Here is a 23,673-nt window from a genome sequence, read left to right on the forward strand (position 1 = left end):
GCTATTCGACGTTCTGAGGCTCAGCGACCGAACTGAGACTTCACCGCCTCGGGAATGCGCTCACCGTGGATATGGCTCGCCGCCTCCTCGATGCGCCGCAGGTCGCCGGACGTCAATTCGACGTCGAGCGCTCCCAGGTTCTCTTCCAACCGATGCAGTTTGGTGGTCCCGGGAATCGGCACGAACCACGGCTTCTGCGCGAGCACCCAGGCGAGAGCGATCTGAGCCGGGGTGGCTCCCTTGTCTCCGGCGATCTCCTGGAGCAAGTCGATCAGCGCTTGGTTGGCCCGCCGTGCTTCGGGAGTGAAGCGCGGCAGCATGCGGCGGAGGTCGTTGTCGGCCAGCGAGGTGCGGGAGTCGATGGTGCCGGTCAGATAGCCTTTGCCCAGCGGGCTGTAGGGCACCAGGCCGATGCCCAGTTTCTCCAAGGCCGGGATGACCTCGGTTTCGTGTTCTCGGGTCCAGAGGGAGTATTCGCTTTGCAGCGCCGTCACGGGCTGCACGGCGTGGGCGCGGCTGATCGTCGTCACGCCCGCCTCCGACAAACCGAAGTGCTTGACCTTGCCTTCGGCGATCAATTCCTTGACCGTGCCCGCAACTTCTTCGATGGGCACGTCAGGATCGACGCGGTGCTGGTAAAGCAGGTCAATGCGATCCGTGCGCAGGCGCTGGAGCGAGGCCTCGGTCACCCGGCGGATCTGCTCGGGCCTGCTGTCGAGTCCGGAAGCCGGGGCCGGCCCGTGTTCTCCGTGCTTGAGACCGAATTTGGTGGCGATCACCACCTGGTCGCGGACCGGCGCCAGCGCCTGACCGACCAGCTCTTCGTTGGTGAAAGGGCCATAGACTTCGGCGGTGTCGAACAGAGTCACGCCGCGGTCCGCGGCGGCCCGCAGCAACTTCGTCATTTCGGCTGGGTCCGGGGGCGAACCGTAGAAGAAGCTCATGCCCATGCAACCGAGTCCCATGGCTGAAACTTCGAGGCGCTGTCCGAGTTTGCGTTTCCGCACTGGAGAATACTCCTTCGGCAAAAGATAATCTGGCCCGTTGTCCCCGCTGCTCAGCCGGGACCGGTAAAGCCAGATTAGGTCGCCTCGCGGGGGCCCGGGAGGCCCGCCTGATACAGGTACTGGCGGTGCCCCCGTGTTCAAGCTCGCGAAGAGAATTCTTCGGCGACCTCACACCGGAAACAGCAGGCTAGCCAGCAAAACATGCACCGTCGTACCGCCGACGATGCTCAGTACTGCGTTGCGGCGCCAGAGATGCAGGCCGATCGTCACCGCCAGCGCGAGGGTCGGGGCGACGGCGCTCGAGGACGTCCACGACACGTCGCGCAGGCAGTAGACCAGCAGGATCACCATGACGCCCGCTGGCATGCGGGTGCTCAGATATTGCACGATCCGGCTGGCGCGCAACGGTGACAGGACCGCGAACGGGAGCGCGCGCAAACCCCAGGTGACCGCGGCGGATACTGCGACCGCGGCAAGCAGGTAGCCGGGGTCAGGCATTGCTCAAGCTCCGTTCGGCCACGACGGAGCGGACGACCAGTCCTCCGACGAACAGCAGGAAGGCCGCCAGGAGCATCTGGCCGGGGAAGACCACGCGGGCCACGACCGCGCTCAGGGCAGCCAGGACGGGCGTCGGCAGGTCGCCTTTTCGGTCGCGGACCGCGTCGAGCGCGAGTACGACGAACAGGGCCGTCATGGCGAAGTCCAGGCCGACGACGCCGCTGGGGATCAGCGAGCCGAGCAGGCCGCCCACCGTTGCTCCGCCGACCCAGAACAGGTGCAGAAACAGTTGCAGCCACAGGATTCGCGCGCCGTTCCACTCGCGGGCGGCGTCCGTTGTGGACAGTGCGTACGCCTCGTCGGTGAGGGCGAAGGTGCTGTACGCGCGTGCCCTGCGGCCGCGCACGCGGTGCAGCGGGAAGGAGAGGGCGTAGAAGACGTGGCGGACGTTGACCAGGAACGCCGAGAGCCCGATCGACGCCAGCGGGGCGGCCGCGGCGGCCAGGCCGATGAGCAGGAACTCGAACGAGCCCGCGTAGATGACCGTCGTGAACACCGTCGCCCACCACCAGGCGAGGCCCGAATGCGTGAGGAACGCGCCGAAGGCGAGTCCGAGCGGGACCAGGCCGATGCCGACGGACCCGCAGTCCTTCAGCGCGGCCAGAGCGGGCGGGCGATCGCGAACAGCCAGGTCGGAGACGGTTTCCACCCTTGGAACACTACGTCAGCTCTCGGCTAATTTGGTGTCCGATCATGGCGTTACCATGGGTCGGTGAGCAATGTAGTGCGGCTGGATGCGCTGGATCGGGATATTTTGTTTCACCTGCGTCAGGACGGCAGGCTGACCAACGTCGAACTCGCCAAACGGGTCGGGCTCACCCCTCCCCCGTGCCTGCGCCGGGTCAAGCGCCTCGAAGAGGCCGGAGTGATCGCCGGTTACCGCGCGGTGATCGATCCCGAAGCTGTCGGCCGGGGGCTGGAAACGCTGATCGACCTCGAGGTCTACGCGACCGACCGGGCGACCATCGAGGCGCTTGAGGACACGATCGCCTCCTACGACGAGGTCATCGAGTTCCGGCGGCTCTTCGGCCGCCCGGATTACTTCATCCGCGTCGCGGTCGCCGACCACGCCGCCTACGAGGAGTTCCAGACCCGGAAGCTGTCCGGCCTGCCCGGTGTCCTGCGGGTCACCTCCCACCTGACGATGAAGAAAATCAAGGGCGACGCCTGACCCAGTGGCCGCGCTCGTCCGCGAAGACCCCGCAGAAGCGCTTGGCGGCTCGACGACACCAGAGGGCTCGCCCATCGCGGGAAACGGCAAGAACCGCAGTGCTGGGCGAGCATCGCTGCTGCCCGCTGGCGTCCGTGCGGGCACGGGCGTTCACGCGGTCGGCCCAATGGCAGGGACTTAAGGCGGCGCCGCGGGTTCGGTTTGCCCAGGCCGAAGGATTTGGGCGGGGCCAGGCGTCCGTGAGGGGAACCCTGAGGGACTCAGAGTCAATCAGGGTTCCCTTCACGGACTTCAAGACCCGGCCACCTGGCGACAAATCAGGCGTTCCGGTGGCGCTGAGGTCCTTTGTGGACGGGCGTGGGCCGCGCAGCTTGAGTCCCCGGCATTGGCCTTTACGCGGTCGGCCAGAGCAGGGGCACCGCGGTCCAGGCCGTCCAGCCGATCAGGGCGGTCCAACCGGCGATCCACGCGAACGCCGGAATCCCGCTCGCCTCGGCCAGCCCGGCGGCGTCGTCTTCAAGGCCGTAGTAGCCGTGGCGGAGCCGGCCGACCACGAGCGCCGCGACGCCGCCGAGTTCGCTCGTCAGCAGCAGCCACGCTTCCAGGTAAGCGACGGTGTTCCGCAGCCAGTCCGGTCCCCACTTCAGCGTCGCGAACGCGGCCGCGCCCAGCGCCACCACGATCCCGAGCGTGAGCGCGTCCCTGGTCGCCAGCAGCACCAGCACCATGGCCAGCACGGTCAGCGCGAGCACCGCCGGCGCGAGCCCCCGGTGCAGCAGCGCGGCCGCGCCGAGACCGGCCAGCGGCGGCGTCGCGTATCCGGCGACCAGGGTCAGCACCCGCGACCAGCGCGACGTGCTCCAGGTGCGGGTGAGCCCGGTTTCGGCGCTGGTGACCTCGATCTGGAACACTCCGCCGCCGGTCACGACGCTCAGCAGCGCGTGCCCGCCCTCGTGCACGACGGTGCTCAGCACGTTGGCCCGGGTGAGCGGCCGCCACCGCGCGGGACCGGCCAGCATCAGCACGAACGTCGCCGCCGACACCGCGACCGCGAACACCCCCAGCGCCAGCACCAGCCCGAGCCCGGGCGGAGCGACCTGCTGGTTGAGAACGCCGAACACGCCGCTCACCGGACCGCTCCGGCCGCGACGCTGTCCGGGCTCTGATTGATCCAGGACAATCCACCTGGGGCGGGCCGGTGCTGAGTGACCTCGACGTAGGCCAGGCGGGCTTCGGCGCGTTCGATCCCGGCGGGCTGCGGCTCGCCGGCGGTGCTGCCGGGGTCGACGGGCTCGGTGAAGCCGTCGGTGATCCGGACTGCGGACCACTCGCGGCCTTCCGGCGTCGGTCGAGCTGCGGGCATCGTCGGTTCTCCTCCCCCGAGGAACAACGGGCTGCCCTACGATCACACAGGGGTACGACAATTTCGTACCCCCGACAGGCCGCTTTTAGCCCAGGCCGACCTCCGGTGCGGCGAACGAGGTGTTCCGTCAGGCCAGTTCGACCAGCAGCGCGGCGAACTCTTCCGGCGCCGACCAGAACGGCGAGTGCCCGCCGTCGATCTCGCGGACTTCGGCGGCGAGCAGTTCCCGCGCGCGGGCGGCGTTCCAGTCGCAGTTCACCGCGCGATCGGCACGACAGGACACGTACGTGGTCGGCACGCGGCGTTCCGGCAAAGCAGGGCAGGTTTGCGCGCCCACGGTATTCGCGCTGGGGCGCAATTGGCGGACCGCGTCGGCGGCGTCCGCGGGGGTGCAGTCGTGGTACAGCACGTCGGTCGCGTCGGCTGGGTCCAGGACTACGCGTCCGGACTCGTCCACGACGGCGCGCGCCACAGCCTTTTGCAGCGGCTCGGCAAGTGGCGCTGCCCCGTCGTCGGTCAGCGCCGAGCCGGGTTTGCGCACCAGGGCGGCCAGCAGGATCAGGGAGCTGACCGCGGGGTTGCCAGTCGCCAACGGTGCCACCATGCCGCTCATCGAATGCGCGACGAGAACGACGTCGGAACGGCCTCGGAGCGCGGCTTCGAGCACCGCCAGGTACTCGTCCTGGCCTGCCTCGGCGTTGTCGCACGGCAGCGACGGGCAGATCACCTCGTGACCGCGCGCGATTAGGTGCTCGCTCACCCGTTCCCAGCACCATGGGCCGTGCCAGGCGCCGTGCACCAGAACGAACGTAGTCGACTTCTCGGCTTCCATGATGATCACGCTAGCCACGCCTGCGCAGGCCCGGCGGCCGCGTAGCTTCGGCGGGTTCGTTGTCTGCCCGAATGAACCTCTGTGGGCTACTGCGCTGGAGAAGCTTCCCGGACCGTGTCTTCCAGCAGTGCGAGTGCCCGTTCGACGTCTTTGCGGTCGGCTTCGCCCAGACCGGCGAGGAGCGCTTCCTCCCGGTCTAGGTGTCCTTCGAGGACGCGGTCGATGAGCTTGCGGCCGGCGGCGGTCAGTTCGGCGTAGCTCACCCTGCGGTCGGCTGGGTGGTCGCGACGGCGGATCAGGCCGTCGCGTTCTAGCGCGTCCAGCCGAGCGGTCAGGGCACCCGAGGTGACGAGGGCGGAGGCCGCCAGCTCGGACGGCGTCTTCCGATAGGGGCGGCCGCCTCGGCGCAGGTTGCACAGGATGTCGAACGAACCGGGAGTCAGGCCGTACGAGGCCAGGTATCCGCGGAGGCTCCCGGCGGCCAGGTCGGCGATCCGCCGGATCCGGCCGAAGATCGCGATCGGCGAGGCGTCCAGGTCCGGGCGTTGCCGCGCCCAGTCCGCCACCACCTGATCGACCGTGTCCATCGTCATCGACTCCTTGTCCGCCAGGGTGCGGACGGAGCCTATCCGGTGTTCGCGCGGCGACAACGCGTCCTAACGGGACTCTTCCGGCACCGCGGGGACATCGGCCGCAGCGGGGTCCTTTCCGGCTGGGCCGCGGCCGCGGAGAAGCACGACCGCACCGAGCAGCGTGAGCAGCTGGGTCGCGGCGAGCAGTGCGTACCCGGCGGCGAATCCGTGGTCGCCGCCCGCGGCGATCGCCACGCCCATCAACGTGGGAAGCAGCGCGGACACGAGATTGCCGACTCCGTTGATCAGGCCGTAGGCGCTCCCGACAGCGCCCGCCGGCGCGTATTGCTGCACCAGCGTCGGAATCGCCGGTCCCTGCAGGCCCCAGAACGCGTTGGCGAGGATGAGCGTCGCCGCGGCCAGCCAGCACGAATCGGCGAGGGTCACGGTCGTCGCGCACAGGGCGGTGCCGACGCTGCCGATCACCAGCACGAGCGGCACCCGGCGAGCGGGCATCCGGTCGATGAGATACCCGCCGAGGAAACCGGATCCGAGGCTGACCACGAACGGCAGCGCCGACAGCGCGCTCATCTGCGCCAGCGAGAAATGCCGCGCCTGCAGCAAATACGACGGAAGCCACGAAGTGCTGCCCCACAGATAGCCGAGCGTAGCCACCTCGATCAGCAGGATCCAGCCGAGCTTGGGCGTGCGCAGCGCTCCGGCGAACCGCCGCAACGCCGGTTGCCGCGCGGCTGTCCGATGCCGCGAGGCGCGGACGAACACGGCGACCAGCGGCAGCCCGACCACCAGGTTGAGGGCCGCGAGCAGGAAGAACGAGCCGTGCCAGCCGAAGTGCACGAGGGCGAAGGTGATCACCGGGATGCCCAGCGCCGTCCCCAGCGAAACGCCCATCGAGCTGACCGCGTTGGGCTTGCCCCAGGTGCCTTCGGCGAAATTGTCCTTGACGTACATGGTCTTCAGCGAGAACAGCGGCCCCTCGCTGGCGCCGAGCAGGAACCGCAGCGTCAGCAGCACCACCGCTCCCCCGGCGTACGGGGACGCGAGCGTGAACAGCGCCCAGCACGCCAGGCTGACGAGCAGCCCTCGCCGCACCCCGAACACCGCCTCGTACCACGGCGTGATCAGCATGGCCGCGATTCCGTAGCCGGCAAGGAAAAGCGTCATCAGCGCACCTTGCGCCGCCCGGTTGCCCGCGATCCCGAAATGCTGCGTGAAGGCGGGATCGGTGATCAGGACGGACACGTTGACCCGGTCGATGTAGGAAACCGCCACGACCACCAGGAGCGCCAGCACGCCCAGCCACGCGGACAGCGGCGCGCCGGGTCGGCGGTCTTCCCTCAGCACGGTCACGGCGGTTCCTTTCCGGGCCGGACCATCGCGAGGCGGCCCGGACCGCGCGGACCCGCCGCGACGCCGGACCGGCCGCCTCGGCCGGCGGGGTCGCCGGGAAGTATCTTTGTCCTAAGATGCTTGTGTCAAGCTATCCTGGACGAGCCCTCTTCCCTGATGCTGTGACGAGTTTCTCCGCAGCGGCGCGATGCCGACGGGCGCGGGATTTCTTCCGCCGCCGATGGGCACGGTCCGGTGCAGTGGATTGTCCGCCGCCGACGGGCACGGCCGGAGCGGTGGAACGTCCGTGAAGGACTCCTTGAGGGAATCTGATTCCCCCAAGGAGCCCTTCACGGACCTTTGGGGGGCGGAGAATCACCCGGCCCGTCGCGGCGCGGCCGGTGCTCCGCAGAGCCGCTACGCGCCGGGCACAACGGCCGCCGAGAAAGCAAACTGGGAAGGGCCGAGCCCGCTGGCCCAGCCCTTCCCAGTTGTCAACCCGCGGAACGATGTTCAGACGTCGCGCGATCAGCCCCACACCGGTTCGCTCGCGGGGGCGAGCAGGTCGCTGACGTCGCCGGAGACGTCCTCGCCCGGCACACCACGCCGGAACAGCCGTCCGGGCGCACCGCCGCTCGTGGACACGCCCGCCAGTTCCGCCCAGTCGCCGCGCACCCGCAGCCACGTGCCCTCGCGCAGGCCGAGCACCGGAATGTCGTTGCACTCGTGGAATTCCGCGAGCCGCTTCTCCCGGGTCTCCCCCATGTGCCTGCTGGCCGGGTCGGGGTCGACGTAGTGCGGGTTGAGCTGGAACGGCACCAGTCCGAGCGAAGTGAGACTCGGCGGCTCCACGATGGGCATGTCGTTGGTGGTGCGCACAGTCGGGCCCGCGATGTTGGTTCCCGCGCTCGCTCCGAGATAGGGCATCCCCTTGGACACCCTGTCCCGCAACGGTTCCAGCAGCTCGCGGCGGTACAGCTCGGCCAGCAGGCGGAAGGTGTTGCCGCCGCCGGTGAATACCGCCGGGGCCGAGCGCACCGCGGCGACCGGGTCGGCGGCGGTGTGCAGTCCGCGCACCCGTACGCCGAGCGGCGCCACCGCGGCAGCGATGCGCTCGGTGTAGCCGTCGTGGTCGGCCAGCGCGAACGGCACGAACACCAGTTCGGTGCGCCCGTCCAGCACCTCGGCGACCGCGTCCAGCGCGTGGTCGAGCGGGTCGCGGCCGTGGTTGGTCGAGTTGGACAGCAACAGCAGGTCAGTCACGCGATTCTCCTTGGTTCGCCCGCCATTGTTCAGCAAGTCCGCAGCAGCCGGTCCAGGACCCGGACGGAGAACCGCAGCGACTCCAGCGGCACCCGTTCGTCGACGCCGTGGAACAGCCGGTTGTAGGGCAGTTCCGGCGGGACGCGCAGCGCCTTGAACCCGAAGCCGCGGATGCCGAGCGCGGACAGCGCCTTGTTGTCGGTGCCGCCGGCGTTGCAGTACGGGGCGGGGTGGCCGTCCGGGTCCTCCGCGGTGATAGCCGCGCACATCGCGTCCGCCAAGGGGCCGTCGAAGCCGCTCTCCATCGCGATGTCGCGGTGGATGAACTCGCGGCGCACCGACGGGAGCAGCAGCTCGTCGATCGTGTCCAGCAGTTCCTGCTCGTACCCGGGAAGGAACCGGCCGTCGACGGCGGCGGTGGCCCGGCCGGGGATGACGTTGACCTGGTACCCGCCGGAGATCATGGTGGGGTTCGCCGAATTGCGCAGGATCACGTTCACCAGCTCCCCCACCCGGCCCATCCGCGCCAGGCTCCCGTCCACATCGGACGGATCGAACGGGACGCCGAGCAGTTCCGCCGCGCGTTCCAGCAGCGCCCGCACCGGTTCGATCAGCCGGACCGGGAACCGGTGGCGGCCGATCCGGGCGAGCGATTCGGCCAGATCGGTGACCGCGTTCTCGTCGTTCGGCGAGGAACCGTGCCCGGCGCGGCCGGTGGCGACCAGGCGCAGCCACGCCTGCCCGCGCTGCGCGCATTCGATCGGATACAGCCGGCTGCCGTTGCCGAGGTCGAACGACACGCCGCCGCCCTCGGTGATCGCCTCGCCGACGCCCTCGAACAGATCCGGGCGGTTCTCGACCAGCCAGTGCGAACCGAACTTCCCGCCGCCCTCCTCGTCGGCGAGGAAGCCGAACACGAGGTCGCGCGGCGGTTTCTCGCCGGTGCGGCCGAATTGCCGCGCCAGCGCGAGGATCGCCGCGTCGAAATCCTTCATGTCGATCGCGCCGCGGCCCCACAGCATGCCGTCGGCGATCTCCCCGGAGAACGGCGGGACGCTCCACTCGTCGGCGTCCGCGGGCACCACGTCCAAGTGCCCGTGCAGGAGCAGCGCGGGCCGCGAAGAGTCCACTCCGGACAGTCGGGCGAACACGCTGGCCCGGCCGGGCGCGCTCTCCACCAGAGTCGGTTCCAGTCCGGCCTCGCCGAGTTTCTCCGCGACGTACTCCGCCGCGGGCCGCTCAGTCGCGCCCGGGTTGGAGGTGTCGATCCGGATCAGGTCGCGGCAAAGCTCGACCACCTCGTCCTGTGCGCTGGTCACGCGGCCACCTCCTCCAATTCCACCGAGCCCACCGGCCGGATGAGCCCGGCCCAGCCCAGCACCGTGTACAGGATCGCCGCGGTGAGCAGCGAGTTCAGCGCGGGGATGCCCCAGTGCACGAACTTGCCGACGCAGAACGCCGCCGCCCACACCGCGAGGGTGGCGGGCACCCAGACCGGCATCGTGGCGGGCACCCGCCCGGCCGCCCGGGTTTCCCGCAGCGGCGTGGAAAGCCGGCGCACCAGGAAGTACTCCGCCACGATGATCCCGCCCACCGGCGGAATCGCGACGCCCAGCAGCGACAGGAACGCGGTGAAGTGCTGCAGGAAGCCGATCGCGGACAGCACCGTCCCGGCGATCCCGATCACCAGGGTGACCACGCCGCGGTGCAGCGGGCGGCCGAACACGGTCCGCACGAAGTTCACCACGCCCAGCGAAGAGCCGTACAGGTTCCAGTCGTTGATCTTCGCGGTCGCCAGCACCACCACGATCAGCCCGACGAAGCCCGAGGTGGACAGCACGATGTGCGTGACGTCGGAGCTGCCGACCAGGTGCCCGAGCAGGACGCCGGTCATGCCGACGATGTACTCGGACAGGACCATCGACGCCGAACTCTGCAGCAGGACGTGCCAGCCCTTGCGGTTGAACCGGGTCATGTCCGGGGCGACCACGGCGCCGGTCATGTAGCCGCCCGCGATGATCGTCGCCGCGGCCGGGACGGAGATCGCGGTCGCGGTCGGCGCGGCCGACATCAGCGCGCCCACCGAGTGCTCCGACAGCGTGGAGACAACGCTCCACGCCACGAGCCCGAAGAACAGCGGCACCGCGATCTTGGCCAGCCACATCATGTACTTGAAGCCGTAGATCACCAGCAGCGTCAGCACCACGCCGGACACCGCGCACCACAGCCACACCGGCCCGCCGACCAGGGCGTTCATGCTCTTGCCGAAGATGCCGTTCTGCACGCCGAACCAGCCGACCAGGCTGATCGCGATCACCAGGCTCACCAGCGCGGACCCGTTGCGGCCGAAGCCGGTGAACCGGGTCAGCATGGTCATCGTGAGGCCCTCGCGCTGCCCGGCGAGGCCGATCAAGAAGATCACCACCTCCAGGATTACCGCGCCGAGGGTGAACGCCCAGAACGCGTCGGAGAACCGCATCCCGACGCCGAGCGTCGCGCCGAGCACGAACTGGGACAGCGACCCGGACTGCGCGAGCCACTGCAGCAGCATCGAACCGAACCCGTAGCGAGCGTCCTCGGGGACGCGGCGCAGCGCGTAGTCGTCGTTGCCGATCCGCTTTTTGGCGTGCTTCGCGGTTTGCGTCGCGGTGCTCATCCGGCCACCTCCGTGCCCAGGGTTTGCAGGTGCGCCATCGAGCCGTAGCGGGTCTGCAGGGTGGCGAATTCCGTCTCGTCGTGGAAATGCAGCGTGCCCGCGCCGAACTGCTTCGCGACCTCGACCGCGTAGCGCGCGGCGGCCGCGATGTCCGTCTCGTGGCTCGCCCCGGTGGCGCAGCCGGCCACCGTCGCGGCCGAGGTGATCGCCAGTCCGACCACCGGCGCGTCCGTCGCGGTCGCCGGCTGGAGAATCGAGTTCAGGTGGTAGACGCCGTTGCCGTAGGGCGTGATGTCCTGGGTGGTGATCGGGTAGGTCACCAGCGGCGCGCCGGTGACGGTCTCCAGCAGTTCGCCGAGGCCCTCGGACACCCGCAGGATGTAGCCGCTGCGGACCGTCGGGGACAGGGCGAGCCCGCGGTGGTTGATCACCCGGTTGCCCTTGGTGGTGTCGATCGACAGCACGGCGGCCATCTCGGCGGACAGCTCGTAGCTGTTCATCGTGGCGATGTCGACCGGCGAGTTCATGAACGGCACCGGGTCGTGCGGCAGCGTCGGCGCGTCCGGGCAGATGTGCGTGCCGATCAGCACGTCGCCGGCCAGCACGTCCCCGCGCGCCCGCATCGACAGCAGCTTGGCGGCGGCGGCCAGCGCGGCGGCGGCGCCGTCGCCGTCGGACACGAAACCAGTCACCTCCGGCCGGGCGCCGACTCCGCCGAGGCGGCCCACCACGCCGAGGGTCGGCGCGTCACCGCCCGCGGTGCGGCCGCGGCTGCCGGGCACCCGGACCCGGACGAAGTCGGTCTGCCCGGCGTCGCCAGTCACGGTGGTGATCTCCGCGCCGCTGCCCGCGGCGCCGGCGACGGCGTCGAGGTAGGCGACGACCTCTTTCCCGGTCACCGCCGGGTCGTCGAGGATTTCGAGCAGTTCCAGGACGTGTTTGAGCATGTGGTTCCTCTGAGAAGTCAGGCCGCCGGGGGTGGTCCGACCAGACTCGGTCCGGGTGCACCGGCTTTACAAACATTTCCCGTTATTCGCACAATGGCCGGATGCCGGACCACGACGAGCGCGCCACCCCGCCCGGCCTGCCGCAGACCGCGGACCGCGCGCTGCAGGTGCTGCTCGCGTTCGACCGCGCCCGCCCGGAATGGGGAGTCACCGCGGTGGCGCGCGAGTTCGGGCTGCACACCTCGATCGCGCAGCGGCTCCTGGCGGTGCTGGCGCATCGCGGTTTCCTCGTCCGCGACGACAGCACCCGCCGGTACCGGATCGGGCCCGCCGCGCTGCACCTCGGCCGGTTGTGGGACCGGGCCGGGGCACTGGACCTGCTGGTGGTCCCGGTCCTCTCCGACCTCGCCGCCCAGACCGGGCACGCCGCCCTGCTGTCCCTGCCCGACGGCGCGCACACCCGGTGCGTGCTGGCCGCGGAAGGCACCGACGGACGGCTGCGCGGCTATTCGCTGGTCGGCGAGCTGTACCCGGCGCACGCGGGCGCGACCAGCAAGGCGTACTTCGCGTTCCTGCCCGAGGAGGAGCGCGACCGGCTGTTCGCCGACCGGCCGATGGCGCGCTTCACGCCGGACACGGTCACCGACCTCGCCGTCCTGCGCGAGCAGCTGGCCGAGGTCGCCGACCGGGGCTGGGCGTTCACCACCGGCGAGTACGACACCGGCGTGGCGACGCTCGCGGTGCCCGTTTTCCTGCGCGGCGAACCGTACGGCAGCTTGTCGATCGGCTGGTCCGCCGCGCGCTTCGACCACGATCCCGAGCAGTGGGTGGACCTGTTGCGGCGCGGTGCGGACCTGATCGAACTGCGGCTTTCCCGGCCGGTTCCGCGCCGGTGAGCTCCAGGTCAGTCGCTGGCGTGGGCGGTGTTGTCGAGCCAGTGCTGGGCGAGGGCGGTGTCGCCGTCGACGGTTTCGCAGTCGGCCAGCGGGAGGCGTCGGGTCAAGAGAAGAAGCAGGGATTGCGCCGGGCCGGTCACGGTCACGTCGGCCTCGCGGGTTCCGGGCTGCCAGGTCGCGCCGTCCGGCTGTCGTTCGACGGACCAGGCGGCTGAGGTGTCGGTGGCCAGCCACTGCAGCGTCTGACCGGTGCCCCGGATGGCGTGCGCGGACTCGGACCGCTGCATCTCCCACGTGGGCGAGGTGAGCATCGTCAGGTGATTGGTGATGAGCGCGGCCGCGATGCCGGGGTCGACGTCGAGCGAGCGGTGCGCGGCGTTGGCGGCGTCGAAGCCGTGGACGACCGCTTCGTTCAACATGCTGGTCATCCAGAATCGCGTCCCGGACCGGGCGTCTCCCGAGGCGTTGAAGACCGGTGCGTCGAGCGCTTCATCGGAGCACGCGTTCGCGACCCGTCGCGCGGATTCCGACAGCCAGGCCTGCCACTCAGCCGGATCCGAAGGCGGGGCGGCCATCTCGGTGGGCAGCTGGGCGGGGTCGGTGATGCGGCGCTCGATGATCTCGGCGACCCAGCGCTGCGTCTGGCCCACGTGCGCGACCAGGTCAGCGACGGTCCACTTCGGAGCGGTCGGCACGGCAGCGCCCGGTCCGGCGGCGACGGCTGATTCCGCCAGGTGCCTCGTGTGGTCGACGATCGCTTGCCGGACGAGTTCCGCGTTCAGTTCGGTCATGGGAGGGTCCTTGGGGTCTCGGCGGCTGCCCTTCGAGGGGCCTTCGACTACGCGTCGAACGACCGTAGCGAGGATCGACACCCCTCAGCGGAAATCTTTCGATCGCCCCGCGGGGCTCGATAGGGGTAGTCCGAGGTGGTTTTCGTCCGGAGACGGAGGAATCATGACTCAGATGACAGAAAACCCGCAGCCGGCCGGCGGCTCCCTCGCGGCGCCGCGGCGCACGTGGATCGGCGACCACGACCCGACGGACCAGAACTGGCAGGTGGTCGGCGACGAGATCCGGCTGGCCGCCCAGCGGGCCGGACGGACGTGGCAGCAACCCGAAACCGATTGAACGAACCCCGGAGACCGACAAAAGGCGGCCGGAAAGGCAAGATCGGGCAAGCGGATCTGCCTGAACGTCCTCCGGCTTCCGCCGTCGCCGAGTTGTACGCGCTCCCGTCCGCCGTCTCCGCGTCGCTGACAGCCGTCGAGTCTCCGCAGTTCAGCGCGTCGCGGGTCGGCCAGATGGCCGATGCCCGGACGGGGTTGCCCGCCGACTGGCCTGAATGGACGGACTCTTCGGACGATCCTGCCATTCCCCCGCTCTCACTACCTTCGCATCGCTCCCGCTTCCCGCGGAAGCGGACCGTTGCCGAAGGAGTTCGCATCGATGAAGATGCTCGTGGGGGTGGCCGCGCTCGCGGTCGCGGGGAGTTTGGTCGCCGCGATCGCCATCGCCAGCAGTTCCGGCGGGACCGACTGGACCGCTTCGTGCAGAACGGCTCCGGCCGCGACGGCGGGCAAGCATCCGGGCGCCGTCGCCGAAGCCCGGAAAGCTTTGCTGAGCAACGGAAACGACCCTCGGCTCGAGATCGAGGTCGTCGATCTCGACGCGTGCTCGGTCGAGGTGAGCTGGAAAGCCGACCAGCCGCAGCCGACCGCGTCCGTGGTGAAGCTGCTGATCGCGCTCGAGCTGATCGACCGTTCCGGAGTTCCCTCCGACGACGACGCCACCGCCGTCCGCACCATGCTCTCGGCCAGCGACGACCGCATCGCCAGCCGCCTGTGGCAGCAACTCGGCGGACCGGCGATTGTCCGGCACCAGGCCGAAAAGCTGGGCCTCGCGCACACCTCGCCGCCCGCCGACCCCGGCCAATGGGGTTCCACGCAGATGTCGGCTGACGACATCGTCGCGGTGTACCGGCACATCACCTCGGGCCGGTCCGACGAGGAGCGGGAATTCCTTACTGAGGCCTTGGAAAACGCCTCGCGCAACGCCGCTGACGGGTTTGACCAGCATTTCGGGATCCCGCGCGCGTTCCCGGACGCGAAATGGGCGGTGAAACAGGGGTGGGGCACTTCCGACGGGCGACGGGTGCTCAATACGACCGGTCTGGTGCGGACTGAGTCCCGGACTTTCGCGGTCGCGGTCATGAGCACTTGGGACGACAGTATGGACGTCGGTGCCGCGACCAAGGCACTCACTGCTGCTACGGGTGCGCTGAAGGGTTCGCTTGCCGGTGGCAGCACACTCACCTGATTCGGTCCTTTGTGGACTTGACGCTACTCGCAAAGCGCTGTTTGCGCGGACGTCTGCCGGACCCGTGACGAGGCGCTCCGGCGGCTGCGCGAATTGCGCGAGGACCTGGCCGCGGCCGCGCGCCGGCAGCAACGCCGGTTGCTGCCCGCGGGCACACCGCCGGTGGCCGAAGCCGGTTTGCCCAGCGTCACGCCGAATCCGCGCTACGAGCGGATCGCCGAGCATTTCGGGGCCATCGCGCGTACGGCGCGGACCTGTGGCTGTCACGTGCACGTCGCCGTCCCGGACAAGGAGACCGAAACCCAGGTGCTCGGGCGGATCCGGCCGTGGCTGCCGGCGCTGCTGACCGTGACCGCGAATTCCGCCATCGCCGACGGCTACGACACCGGATACCGCAGCTGGCGTTACCAGCAATGGAGCCGCTGGCCCTCGGCCGGTCCCCCGCCGCGGTTCGCGTCGCTCGACGAGTACGAAAGCGTCGTCGACGCGTGGCTGCGCTCGGGCGCGATCCTCGACCGCGGGATGGTCTACTGGGACGTCCGGCTCTCGGAGAAGCAGCCGACCATCGAGTTCCGCATGGCCGACGTCGCCGCGACCCCGCAGGAAGCGGTCCTGCTCGGCTGGCGCGCGTCGCGGGACGGGGTCATCGGCAGTTGCCCGCACCCGAGCAGCGGCGATCTGGCTCCGACGAAGACGGTCTTGACTGATCTGGTCGAGCTGGCTTCTTCTGCGCTGGAAGCAGCTGGGGACCTGGAGTTCGCCCGGGAAGCCGTGACGCGGCTGTGCACCGAGGGCAGCGGCGCGGATCGGCAACGACAGCGCTTCGCGGAGCGGGGACGCGGTGAGGATGTCGTCGACCTGCTCGCGGGCACCGGCTGACCCGCCTCAGCGCCGGTGTGCCCAAGCCGCAGCCAGGCAATAGACGCCGAACGCCGCCAGACCCAGCGCGACCATCATCAGCAAAACCGTCCCGAACGGCTGGGCGGCGAGAGTCTTGAGGCTGGCGTCCAGCCCGCCCGCCTGCCTCGGATCGGCGCGGAAACCCGCGTAGCCCAGCAGGAAAGCAGTCACCGCGAACACGACGGCCTTCGCCAGATAGCCGGTAGTGCCCAGCCAGCCAACCCAGCGGCGGGTCTTGCCGGGCAGCCCGCTCGGGTCGAGGTCTTCCAGAAAAGTCTGCTTCACGCCTTTGACCCCAGCGGCAACGGCGACGCCGAGCACAATCGCTGCGACGGCCACCACCAACGCCGGACCGGCGGGGAGCTGGAGCAGCTTCGCGGTGAACTCCTGCTGCGTCTGATCGCTCGAACCTCCCCCGCCCTCGCCCGCGGCGAGGCGGAAGGCGGTGCCGCCCAGCGCGAGCACCACGATTCCCCGGGCGGCGGCGCCTAACCGTTTGCGAGTTCGCTTTCCGCCGCTGGTCCAGGCGTATCCGGTCGCGGCCATCAGGAACTGCCACAGCCCGAAGGCGGCCAGGCCGGACGCGAGCACCCACAAGAGAACCTGGCCGAACACCGTCGAGCCGACCTCCCGCAGGGCGCCCTTCTGGTCGGTCTGTTCGCCGCTCCCGAAGGCGACTCGCACGGCGAGCCAGGCGAGGATGAGGTGCACGAGCGCGTAACACGCCATCCCCGCCCGGCCGAGCAACTGGGCGGTGTCGGTCTTTTCGCCTCGGGCGACCGTGCGGGTGATCCGGTTCATGGGGTGGGGATACCCGCTGCGGCCCGGCGCCATTGGGGCAGATGGCGCAATCCGCCGCCCGGGAGATCCACAGAGGACGGTGGGTCAGCGATCGATTTCGGGGTGCGACGGGAGGGGTTGGCTCGGTTCGGTCAGCCAGCCCGTTCTCCGGCGCGTCCGCGCGTGCAGAGCGGCTTCGTCGAGGCTGCGCACGACCGGAAGGGCGCGGTCGAGGCCCAGGAGAGCCAGCGGGCGCAGGACGGCTCGTTGCTGCGCGACCGCGGCGAATCGTACTCCGGCAAAGCGGGCGGTCTCGGCCTGTTCGGCGAGGAATTCCAGGACCCGGGCCGAGCAGAAGGTCACCTCGGTCAGGTCTGCGAGCAGCGTCGCGGGGCGCAGGACGAGTTCACCGGACAGGATCCGGCGCAGTCGCGGGACGTCGGCGGAATCGAGTTCCCCCGCCAGGGTTACCACCGTCGACCTCGCGGTGCGGGTCAGCGTCGTGGCGGGGCGGCCGGCGGGACACAGGACGGTCAGGCTCAACGGCGGGGCGTTGCTGTGCACGGTTTTCGTTCCCTCCTCGCGAAAAGCGGGGCGGGGACCGGGAACGCGGCGCTGGAACCCCCTCTCCGGCCGGTATTCGAAGACAGCGGCTGCTCGGCGATGCCGCCAACGTACCGCCGGGGCGCCCGTTTTGCGCAACCCCGGCTCACCCGGGCGGCGGTACGCGGCGGCCGCCGGTCAGCCAGGGGCCAGACCCGGTTCCGGCTGCGGCGGGGCCCGGTAGATCCGGATCGTCAGCAGCGTCGTGACCACGCATCCGAGCCCCATGAACGCGAGCATCGCCCGGGTGCCCGCGAGTTCCGCGATCGGGCCCAGCACCGCGGTGCCGACCGGGATCATCGCGCGGTCGGTGCTCGCGATGCCCATGATCCGGCCGAGGAGGTTGCCGGGGGCGGTCGCTTGCAGGGCGGCCCGGTTGGCCGTGCGGTAACACTGGCCGACCAGGCCGACCACGACCATCGTCGCGCCGGCGCCTACTGCGGCGGGACTTCCGGTGAAACCGCTCGGCACCAGGAGGACCAGCAGGGCGCAGCCGAGGAGCACCGCGCCGATCGCGGCCAGTCGCGCGGGGTTGGCCGGCGGGCGGCGGGACATCGTGGTCGACGCGGCCAACGCGCCCGCCGCGCCGCAGGTCAGCAGCAGGGCCGCGGTGCTTCCGTCGCCGTCGAAGAGGTCTTTCGACAGGAGCGGCATCATTGCGGTGTAAGGGAAAGCGAACAGCATCGGTCCCATCGCGAGGGCGATCTGGCGGCGCATCGCCGGGTTTCGCCGGAGCAGGTGCCAGACCGAATCCGTCGGCGGGTCCGAAGCGGACGGTTCCGGAGGGGCGGACTCGGGCAGGATGGTCAGGCAGCACAGGGCGACCAGCGTGCAGAACGCGTTGAACCAGAACGCGGTAGGGACCGAACTGACCGCGAGGACGAGCGCGCCGACCGCGGGGCCGAGGATCATCGCCGCGTTCAGGCAGGCGGAGTGCATCGCGATCACGGCGGTGAGCGGTCGCTGGTCCCGCAGCAGCGGGAGGAGCGTCTGTCTCAGCACGGGTTCGGCGCTGCCCGCCGAGGCTCGCGCGAACACCATCGCGCACACGAGCCACAGCGGGCCGCCGGTGGTGACGATCCAGGCCAGGCAGAGGGTCGAGACGAAGAGCGCCACGCGCAGGCCCGCGAGGAGCCGGCGTTGGTCGTAGCGGTCTGCGAGCCACCCGGCCGGCGCGGTGAACAGCAGGATGGGCGCGAGCCGCACCACGTTCACCGTCGCCAGCGCGGTCGCCGAACCGGTCTGCTCGACCACGTACCAGTTGAGGGCGACGAGATCCGCGGTGTCGCCGATCCGGGAGGACAGCGTGCCGGCCAGGAACAGGCGCAGCGGCAGCCGTCCGGCAGTGCCGGCGCTCATCGCACGGGGTCGCCCGCGCCGTGCAGAGGATTGGCCTGTGGCAGGTAGATGTCGTGGTCGGCCGCCAGCAACCGCATGAGGCCGAACGCTTTCTGCGGAAGATGCGACGTCCGGAGGAACGCCACGTCGGCGGACGCCCTGGCGAGCAGGTTCTCGGGGAGACCCGCCAGCAGGTCCGTCATCTTGGTGCGCACCGTCGCCCAGAGCTGTTCGCCGGGCAGGTTCCAGGTCGCCGCGAACATCGTCACCACTTGCGCGATGTTGGCCTGCAGCAGCGCATACGACACTTTTCGGCGGACGTAGTCGATGTCGTCGGTGAAGGTGATCGAATCGGGGTGCGGGGCGAAATCGAGACCTGCCTCGTGCATCCGGCGGGGATTGACGCGGATCCCGCCGAAGTCGCGGACGAGGACTCGCACCGGAAGCCCGTCGCGAACCACCAGCAGCGTGTTCTGCAGGTGGGCTTCCAGGCCGATGCCGTACCGCCACAGCAAGGGCAGCCCCGCGGTCAGCATCAGCTCGACGTACTGCTCGAAGAACTCGTGCGGGCGTTCCTGTGCCAATTCCGCCAGGACGGTTCCGTCCGGCTGCGACGCTCCGCGCAGAGCGCAGGCGGACAGGACGATCTCGCCGGGCATCGCGTAGTCGGCGGGATCGGACCGGAGCAGCGCGGAAAGGCCGCGTTCTCGCTCGGGTGCGCCTTTGCCTGCCGGCGAGGAGAAAGCGATGCCGGCCAGCTCCGGTACGCAGATGACTCTGCCGCGCGTGGCGGGATCGTCCGCCAGAAGGCGTTGCAGGAGACAGCTCATCCGCGGGCCGTTGTCGGTGGTGGCGGGCGAGATCGTGCGCCGCCTCGAGGTGAGCTGGACGTCGAGCGAGGTTTTGACCGTCAGGCGGCGTCCGTGCCTGCCCGGGGCGGCGGTGACCAGGGTGCGCACCGAGACGGTCGGGCGGCACGCCAGTTGCGCTTCGGGGAGCGGGACGATGCTGCCCGCCACCAGTTCCTCGTGGTACTCGGCGGCCAGCCGGCTCCGCATCTGCCACGGATGCACGGGGATCAGCTCGTACTCGGCGGGGGCGTGCCCGCGGGCGGCGAGTCCGTCGATGGCGCGCGCGGCTATCGCGGGAAAGTGGTCGGCCACGATCGTGCCCACCGACGCGCCCGACGGGTCGGGGGTCGAGCGCACGGAATCCTTGCGCACCGCGACGAAGGAAAGGCCTACCGTGTCGGCGCTTTCCGGGCAGTACGCGAGAGAATCCGCCGGGGTGAAGCCTCGGCGAACCCTCGGGCAGAGGTGGATCGTGTGCCCTTCCGCGCTTGCCGCGTCCAGGTCGAGCGTGAGGTCGGACGCAGCGCGCTGCTCGGCCAGCCGGTGCAGGGGCAGGCCGCGCCGGACGCAGGCGCGGGACAGGGCGAGGTTGCGCGCGGAGTCGACGAGATCGTCTCGGAGCGCGCCCCAATCCATCTCTCCGCCGGGTGAAGCGACGGCGTCGACCAGTTGTTCGGGACGGTCGAGCGCGCGGACTTCGACGCCGTCGCTCACCACGACGGGGCTCGCCACTTCGTTGGCCCCGAACCCGTTCTCCAGCTCGCACACCACGGCCAGCCGTCGTCCGGACGGCAGGGTCACGCACATCAGCCTGCCCGTGCGCGCACCCAGCAGCGCGAGAACGCTCGGGGACACCGGCGGGGTTCCGGTGAAGGGCAGGACGATCTCGGTGATCCGCTTGGCGGACAACGATCTCCGCTCGCGCAGCAGCGCGCCGCACGCTCCGTTGAGGGTGCTCAGTCGCGCCCCGGCGAGTTCGTCCAGCCACGGCCGCACGAGTTCCGGCCGGCGCTCCCGCAGGCCGGCGAACATTTCCCGCTCCGCCTCGTTGAGGTCCGGCGGTTCCGGCTCCGCGACCGGCGCGACGAGCGGATTCGGCCCCTCGACGTACTGCTGATCGGTGACGAGGTTCTTCAACCGCATTGTCAGCAACGCTTTGTGCTGCCACGGCCCGCTCAGCAGCGCTTCGGCGTCCGCCCTGGCGTCCTCGGCCTCTTCGGGACAGCTGGCGGACATGGCGAGCCGGTGGAACGTCCTCCGCACGCACTCCCCCACCACCGGCCACAGAAGGTCCTCCGAGCACCCGGCTGTGTTCGCGAGCTCGGCGACGAGTTCTCCGAGGTGGTGTCCGAAAAGCGGGTAGTACAGCTTGGCGCGCAGCGTCGCGGCGTCGCGGGCGAGCAGGGGCGAGCCGGGCAGGAAGTCGCCGGTCATGGCCCGCCGGGCCAAGCGGGACTCCAGCAGGCGCGCGGCGCCGAGGTCCCTGGCCAGAACGCGGTGCGGCCAGCGGTCTTTCAGCACGAGAACGGTGTTCTGCGGATGGGGTTCGAGCGCGATGCCGTAGCGGACGAGGAGCGTCAGCACCGGCGGGACGCAGCACTCGACGTGCGCGGCCAGCCACTGCCGGGCCACTTCGGTCAGCGGAGCGCCGGTGCCCGAAGCGGTCTCGGTGATCAGGTCGTGGAGCAGGCTGGCGCCGGTCAACGGCGATTTCGCGAACAGCGACGCGATCGGCATCGACAGTTCGTCCGGGCCGAGCAGATCTTCGCTGTCTTCGCGGAGGACGGCGGCCAGCGACCGACGTCGCGCCGGGGCGGGGTCTCCGTCCGGCGGCACATACGCGACGCTGGCCAGCTCTCGCAGCACCGCGAACCGGCGACGCCCGTCCGGCGTGGCGAGCGACAGGTCCAGGTCTCCGGCGACGATGCGTTCGAGCAGCGCGGACAGCCGCGGGCCGTTGTGCACCGCGGCGGGCGAAACCCCGCGGACGGCGCTGGTGAGCTGCACTTCCAGCGCGGTCTTGACGTGCAGCCCCGCGCTGGCCGAGGCCTCGCGCGCCGACAGGGTCCGGACCGAGATCAGCGGACGCGCCGGGATCCGGGTCCGCAGCGGCACCACCGTGCCGTCGGCGATCGCGTCGGCGTGCAGCACGGGCAGGGCGTGGAAACGCTGGTGCGGATGAACGGGAATCAGGACGCGCTGCTCGGGAATCAGCCCGGCCGCGCGCATCTCGACTGTCGCCGCGGCGACAGTTCGCGGAAAGGCTTCGCTCAGCAGTGTTTGCGAAGCATCAAGGCCGTTCGCTCCGGTGGCGGCGTCCCGGGAAACCGAAACCAGGGGCAGTCCGAATTCCGGACCGAATTCCGGGGAATAGCGGACGGCGTCCTCGGCGGACATCCCGACTTTCATTTTGGCGACCGGATGCAATGGGTGCCCTTCGACGACCATTCTCTCGAAAGGAACCAGCAGCGACCCGGTCTCTCCCGATTCGCGGAGCGCGGCGACCAGCGCGGTGAACGGCCGGGTTCCGGGCTCGTTGTCGGAATCATCCCGATCGCGCAGGTCGGCCGCGAAGAGACCGGCGGCGGCCAGGGACAGCGCGTGACCGGTGACGCTGTCGGCGAGTTCCGCGCGCAGCCGATCCCAAGAGTCGCCGTCGCCGGAACAAAGCTGTTCTCTCACCAGGAAATCCCAGAGCCGCAACGGATCGGCGACCTCGCAGCCGTCGAGGCGCACCGGACCGGCGAGGACCAGGCGGCCGGTTTTCGTCGCCGGGCGCAGCACCAGGTCCAGACCGCGTTCGCGGGCCAGGTCCATTTTCAGCAAACCCTCGCGCGCTAAAGCGGAGAGCAGCCGGGACATCGTCGTCGCCCGCGCTTCCGGAAGACATTCCGCGTAGTGCGCGGCAAGCTCCGGCGGCGCGAACTTTTCAGTTTCTTCCAGACGGAGGAAGACGGCGAGTTCGCCGGGAGAAAGGGGGCCTCCCGACGGTGTCATGAAAGTATTTTCACTAGCCTGGGCGGGGGTGGGCATGGTGCACAATGGTGGCGCTGCCTAGGTTAACCAGACAGGAACGTGCAGGTTAACAACAGATGAACACACCTATCACAACCCGATAAACTCGGACATTCGCGCACTCGTTCACAGCCATTGCGTAGCAGGTTGAAACCTCAACTGGAGCACAGTCTCATACTTTGCCCCGGCAATTAACCGGCTGCCAGTTAAATGCGGCGGTCGATTTCGCGGATCACGGCCAGGGCGCCGCGTGCGGCGTTGGACAGCACCGCCACGTCGATGTCCTCGGCGGGGTAGTGCCGCGCGATGCCGCCGACGCCGGCGTTGCCGCCCTCCTTGTAGTAGTTCCGGACAGAACCGTTCTGCCGCAAGGTGAATTCCAGCCCGAAGCCGTACCACACGTCGCCGTCCCCGGCTCGGTGGTGCAGCACCCGCGGGGTGAGGAACTGCTCGGTCCGCTCGGCCGACATGAGCTCGCCGCCGCGGACAGCACGCAGGAACCGCACCAGATCGGCCGCGGTGACGTGCGCGCCGCCGTCAGGCGAGCCGATCGACGGATAGCTGAAGATGTTCTGCTTCCACCCGGTGATCCGGCCTTCGGAATCGGTGACCGGATCCCAGCCCTCCGCGACGTCCGGCGCCGCTTCCCTGCGGTCGTAGAAGTCCGCCGCGGTCATGCCCGCCCGCGCGAAAACCGCGCTCCGGATGTGGTCGCGGTAGGCGGTTCCGGTGATCTCCTCGATCGCCAGGCCGACGAGGACGTACCCCGTGTTGCAGTACCGGCAGCCCTCCCCCGGCGGGAAATTCGGTGGCTTGTCCACGAAATTCGGCAGGTGGTCCCGCGTCCGCGGCACCGAGTAGACCGGCTTGTCGGCCCACAACGCCTCATAGCTCTCGCCGGCTTCCTCGTCCGCGTCGTCGGCGATCCCGGAGGTGTGCGTGAGCAGGTGCCGCACGCACACGCTCGGCAAGATCGCCGTACCGGCCAGGTCGACGATCTCGGTGATCGGCATGTCCAGGTCCAGCCGGCCTTCGTCCACCAGCTGCAACGCGGCCACCGCGGTGAAGAGCTTGGTGATGGAGGCCGTGTCGAACCGGAGGTCGAGCCGGTTCGGCACGGCCCATCGGCGGCTCGCCGGCCCGTACGCGCCCGAGAACAGCACTTCCTCTCCGCGACGGATCAGCACCACCCCGGAGAACTCGTCGGCGGCGGCTCGGGCACTCAACCAGGCGTCCAGACCGGTGAAAGGCATTC

22 protein-coding genes and 1 pseudogene are annotated in these 23,673 nt (G+C 69.8%); 5 read left to right on the forward strand and 18 right to left on the reverse strand.

Annotated features, from left to right (window positions below; genetic code table 11):
• Positions 1-20: 20 nt before the first annotated feature.
• The 3 genes from ABZX37_RS35570 to ABZX37_RS35580 all read right to left on the reverse strand — a co-directional run bounded on the left by ABZX37_RS35570 (position 21) and on the right by ABZX37_RS35580 (position 2,214).
• Entirely contained in the window at positions 21-1,007 is a 987-nt protein-coding gene (locus ABZX37_RS35570; protein ID WP_354747120.1) for an aldo/keto reductase, read from the reverse strand.
• Positions 1,008-1,175: 168 nt separating this feature from the next.
• Entirely contained in the window at positions 1,176-1,505 is a 330-nt protein-coding gene (locus tag ABZX37_RS35575) for an AzlD domain-containing protein (RefSeq protein ID WP_354747122.1), read from the reverse strand.
• Complete coding sequence (locus tag ABZX37_RS35580) at positions 1,498-2,214, reverse strand: AzlC family ABC transporter permease (RefSeq protein ID WP_354747124.1); 717 nt, start codon at positions 2,212-2,214, stop codon at positions 1,498-1,500. The genes ABZX37_RS35575 and ABZX37_RS35580 overlap by 8 nt, the downstream gene beginning before the upstream one ends.
• 63 nt (positions 2,215-2,277) lie before the next feature.
• On the opposite strand from ABZX37_RS35580, the gene ABZX37_RS35585 reads away from it, so the two are divergent.
• On the forward strand, positions 2,278-2,736 hold the full coding sequence (locus ABZX37_RS35585; RefSeq protein WP_354747126.1) for an Lrp/AsnC family transcriptional regulator: 459 nt from the start codon (positions 2,278-2,280) through the stop codon (positions 2,734-2,736).
• A 392-nt stretch (positions 2,737-3,128) separates the two neighbouring features.
• On the opposite strand, the gene ABZX37_RS35590 is transcribed toward ABZX37_RS35585, so the two are convergent.
• The 9 genes from ABZX37_RS35590 to ABZX37_RS35630 form a co-directional block, all read right to left on the reverse strand.
• Positions 3,129-3,866 carry a M50 family metallopeptidase gene (locus ABZX37_RS35590; protein ID WP_354747127.1) on the reverse strand — a complete coding sequence of 246 codons (738 nt, stop codon included), beginning with the start codon at positions 3,864-3,866 and terminating at the stop codon, positions 3,129-3,131.
• Positions 3,863-4,099, reverse strand: a complete 237-nt coding sequence (locus ABZX37_RS35595; RefSeq protein ID WP_354747129.1) for a hypothetical protein — start codon at positions 4,097-4,099, stop codon at positions 3,863-3,865. Before ABZX37_RS35595 ends, ABZX37_RS35590 begins: the two co-directional genes overlap by 4 nt.
• Before the next feature lie 127 nt (positions 4,100-4,226).
• The gene (locus tag ABZX37_RS35600) at positions 4,227-4,931 is read right to left on the reverse strand and encodes an alpha/beta hydrolase (protein WP_354747131.1); all 705 of its coding nucleotides are present in this window, start codon (positions 4,929-4,931) and stop codon (positions 4,227-4,229) included.
• Positions 4,932-5,017: 86 nt separating this feature from the next.
• A complete protein-coding gene (locus ABZX37_RS35605) occupies positions 5,018-5,524 on the reverse strand; it encodes a MarR family transcriptional regulator (RefSeq protein ID WP_354747133.1) in 507 nt (168 codons plus the stop codon).
• Positions 5,525-5,587: 63 nt separating this feature from the next.
• Complete coding sequence (locus ABZX37_RS35610) at positions 5,588-6,874, reverse strand: MFS transporter (RefSeq protein WP_354747135.1); 1,287 nt, start codon at positions 6,872-6,874, stop codon at positions 5,588-5,590.
• A gap of 507 nt (positions 6,875-7,381) precedes the next feature.
• A complete protein-coding gene (gene pepE / locus ABZX37_RS35615; protein WP_354747137.1) occupies positions 7,382-8,116 on the reverse strand; it encodes a dipeptidase PepE in 735 nt (244 codons plus the stop codon).
• 29 nt (positions 8,117-8,145) lie between these two features.
• On the reverse strand, positions 8,146-9,435 hold the full coding sequence (locus ABZX37_RS35620) for a M20/M25/M40 family metallo-hydrolase (protein WP_354747139.1): 1,290 nt from the start codon (positions 9,433-9,435) through the stop codon (positions 8,146-8,148).
• Positions 9,432-10,772, reverse strand: coding sequence for a cytosine permease (locus ABZX37_RS35625; RefSeq protein WP_354747141.1), 1,341 nt, complete (start codon positions 10,770-10,772; stop codon positions 9,432-9,434). Before ABZX37_RS35625 ends, ABZX37_RS35620 begins: the two co-directional genes overlap by 4 nt.
• Positions 10,769-11,719, reverse strand: coding sequence for a DUF1177 domain-containing protein (locus ABZX37_RS35630; RefSeq protein WP_354747143.1), 951 nt, complete (start codon positions 11,717-11,719; stop codon positions 10,769-10,771). Before ABZX37_RS35630 ends, ABZX37_RS35625 begins: the two co-directional genes overlap by 4 nt.
• A 101-nt stretch (positions 11,720-11,820) precedes the next feature.
• Between ABZX37_RS35630 and ABZX37_RS35635 the strand changes: the two genes are divergently transcribed.
• On the forward strand, positions 11,821-12,615 hold the full coding sequence (locus ABZX37_RS35635) for an IclR family transcriptional regulator (RefSeq protein WP_354747145.1): 795 nt from the start codon (positions 11,821-11,823) through the stop codon (positions 12,613-12,615).
• Positions 12,616-12,623: 8 nt separating this feature from the next.
• Here ABZX37_RS35635 and ABZX37_RS35640 read toward each other — a convergent pair whose 3' ends face one another.
• Positions 12,624-13,406, reverse strand: a complete 783-nt coding sequence (locus ABZX37_RS35640; protein ID WP_354747147.1) for a maleylpyruvate isomerase family mycothiol-dependent enzyme — start codon at positions 13,404-13,406, stop codon at positions 12,624-12,626.
• A gap of 163 nt (positions 13,407-13,569) precedes the next feature.
• Here ABZX37_RS35640 and ABZX37_RS35645 point away from each other — a divergent pair, with 163 nt between their 5' ends.
• The 3 genes and pseudogenes from ABZX37_RS35645 to ABZX37_RS35655 all read left to right on the forward strand — a co-directional run.
• Positions 13,570-13,743: a hypothetical protein gene (locus ABZX37_RS35645; RefSeq protein ID WP_354747149.1), complete on the forward strand. Its 174-nt coding sequence runs from the start codon at positions 13,570-13,572 to the stop codon at positions 13,741-13,743.
• 318 nt (positions 13,744-14,061) lie between these two features.
• Positions 14,062-14,931, forward strand: coding sequence for a serine hydrolase (locus ABZX37_RS35650; RefSeq protein ID WP_354747151.1), 870 nt, complete (start codon positions 14,062-14,064; stop codon positions 14,929-14,931).
• A gap of 51 nt (positions 14,932-14,982) precedes the next feature.
• Positions 14,983-15,810, forward strand: a pseudogene (locus ABZX37_RS35655) (YbdK family carboxylate-amine ligase); the annotation flags it as partial.
• Between the two features lie 6 nt (positions 15,811-15,816).
• Here ABZX37_RS35655 and ABZX37_RS35660 read toward each other — a convergent pair.
• From ABZX37_RS35660 to ABZX37_RS35680, 5 genes are all read right to left on the reverse strand, one after another.
• Complete coding sequence (locus ABZX37_RS35660; protein ID WP_354747153.1) at positions 15,817-16,632, reverse strand: DUF1206 domain-containing protein; 816 nt, start codon at positions 16,630-16,632, stop codon at positions 15,817-15,819.
• A gap of 84 nt (positions 16,633-16,716) precedes the next feature.
• Positions 16,717-17,175 carry an STAS domain-containing protein gene (locus tag ABZX37_RS35665; RefSeq protein WP_354747155.1) on the reverse strand — a complete coding sequence of 153 codons (459 nt, stop codon included), beginning with the start codon at positions 17,173-17,175 and terminating at the stop codon, positions 16,717-16,719.
• A gap of 177 nt (positions 17,176-17,352) precedes the next feature.
• Positions 17,353-18,573: an MFS transporter gene (locus ABZX37_RS35670; RefSeq protein ID WP_354747157.1), complete on the reverse strand. Its 1,221-nt coding sequence runs from the start codon at positions 18,571-18,573 to the stop codon at positions 17,353-17,355.
• Positions 18,570-22,400, reverse strand: coding sequence for an IucA/IucC family protein (locus ABZX37_RS35675; protein ID WP_354747159.1), 3,831 nt, complete (start codon positions 22,398-22,400; stop codon positions 18,570-18,572). The genes ABZX37_RS35670 and ABZX37_RS35675 overlap by 4 nt, the downstream gene beginning before the upstream one ends.
• Before the next feature lie 224 nt (positions 22,401-22,624).
• Positions 22,625-23,671, reverse strand: coding sequence for a serine hydrolase domain-containing protein (locus tag ABZX37_RS35680; protein ID WP_354747161.1), 1,047 nt, complete (start codon positions 23,669-23,671; stop codon positions 22,625-22,627).
• Positions 23,672-23,673 lie beyond the last annotated feature (2 nt).

The sequence above is a fragment of the Amycolatopsis sp. NPDC004079 genome, assembly GCF_040610415.1.
Classification (GTDB): domain Bacteria; phylum Actinomycetota; class Actinomycetes; order Mycobacteriales; family Pseudonocardiaceae; genus Amycolatopsis; species Amycolatopsis halotolerans.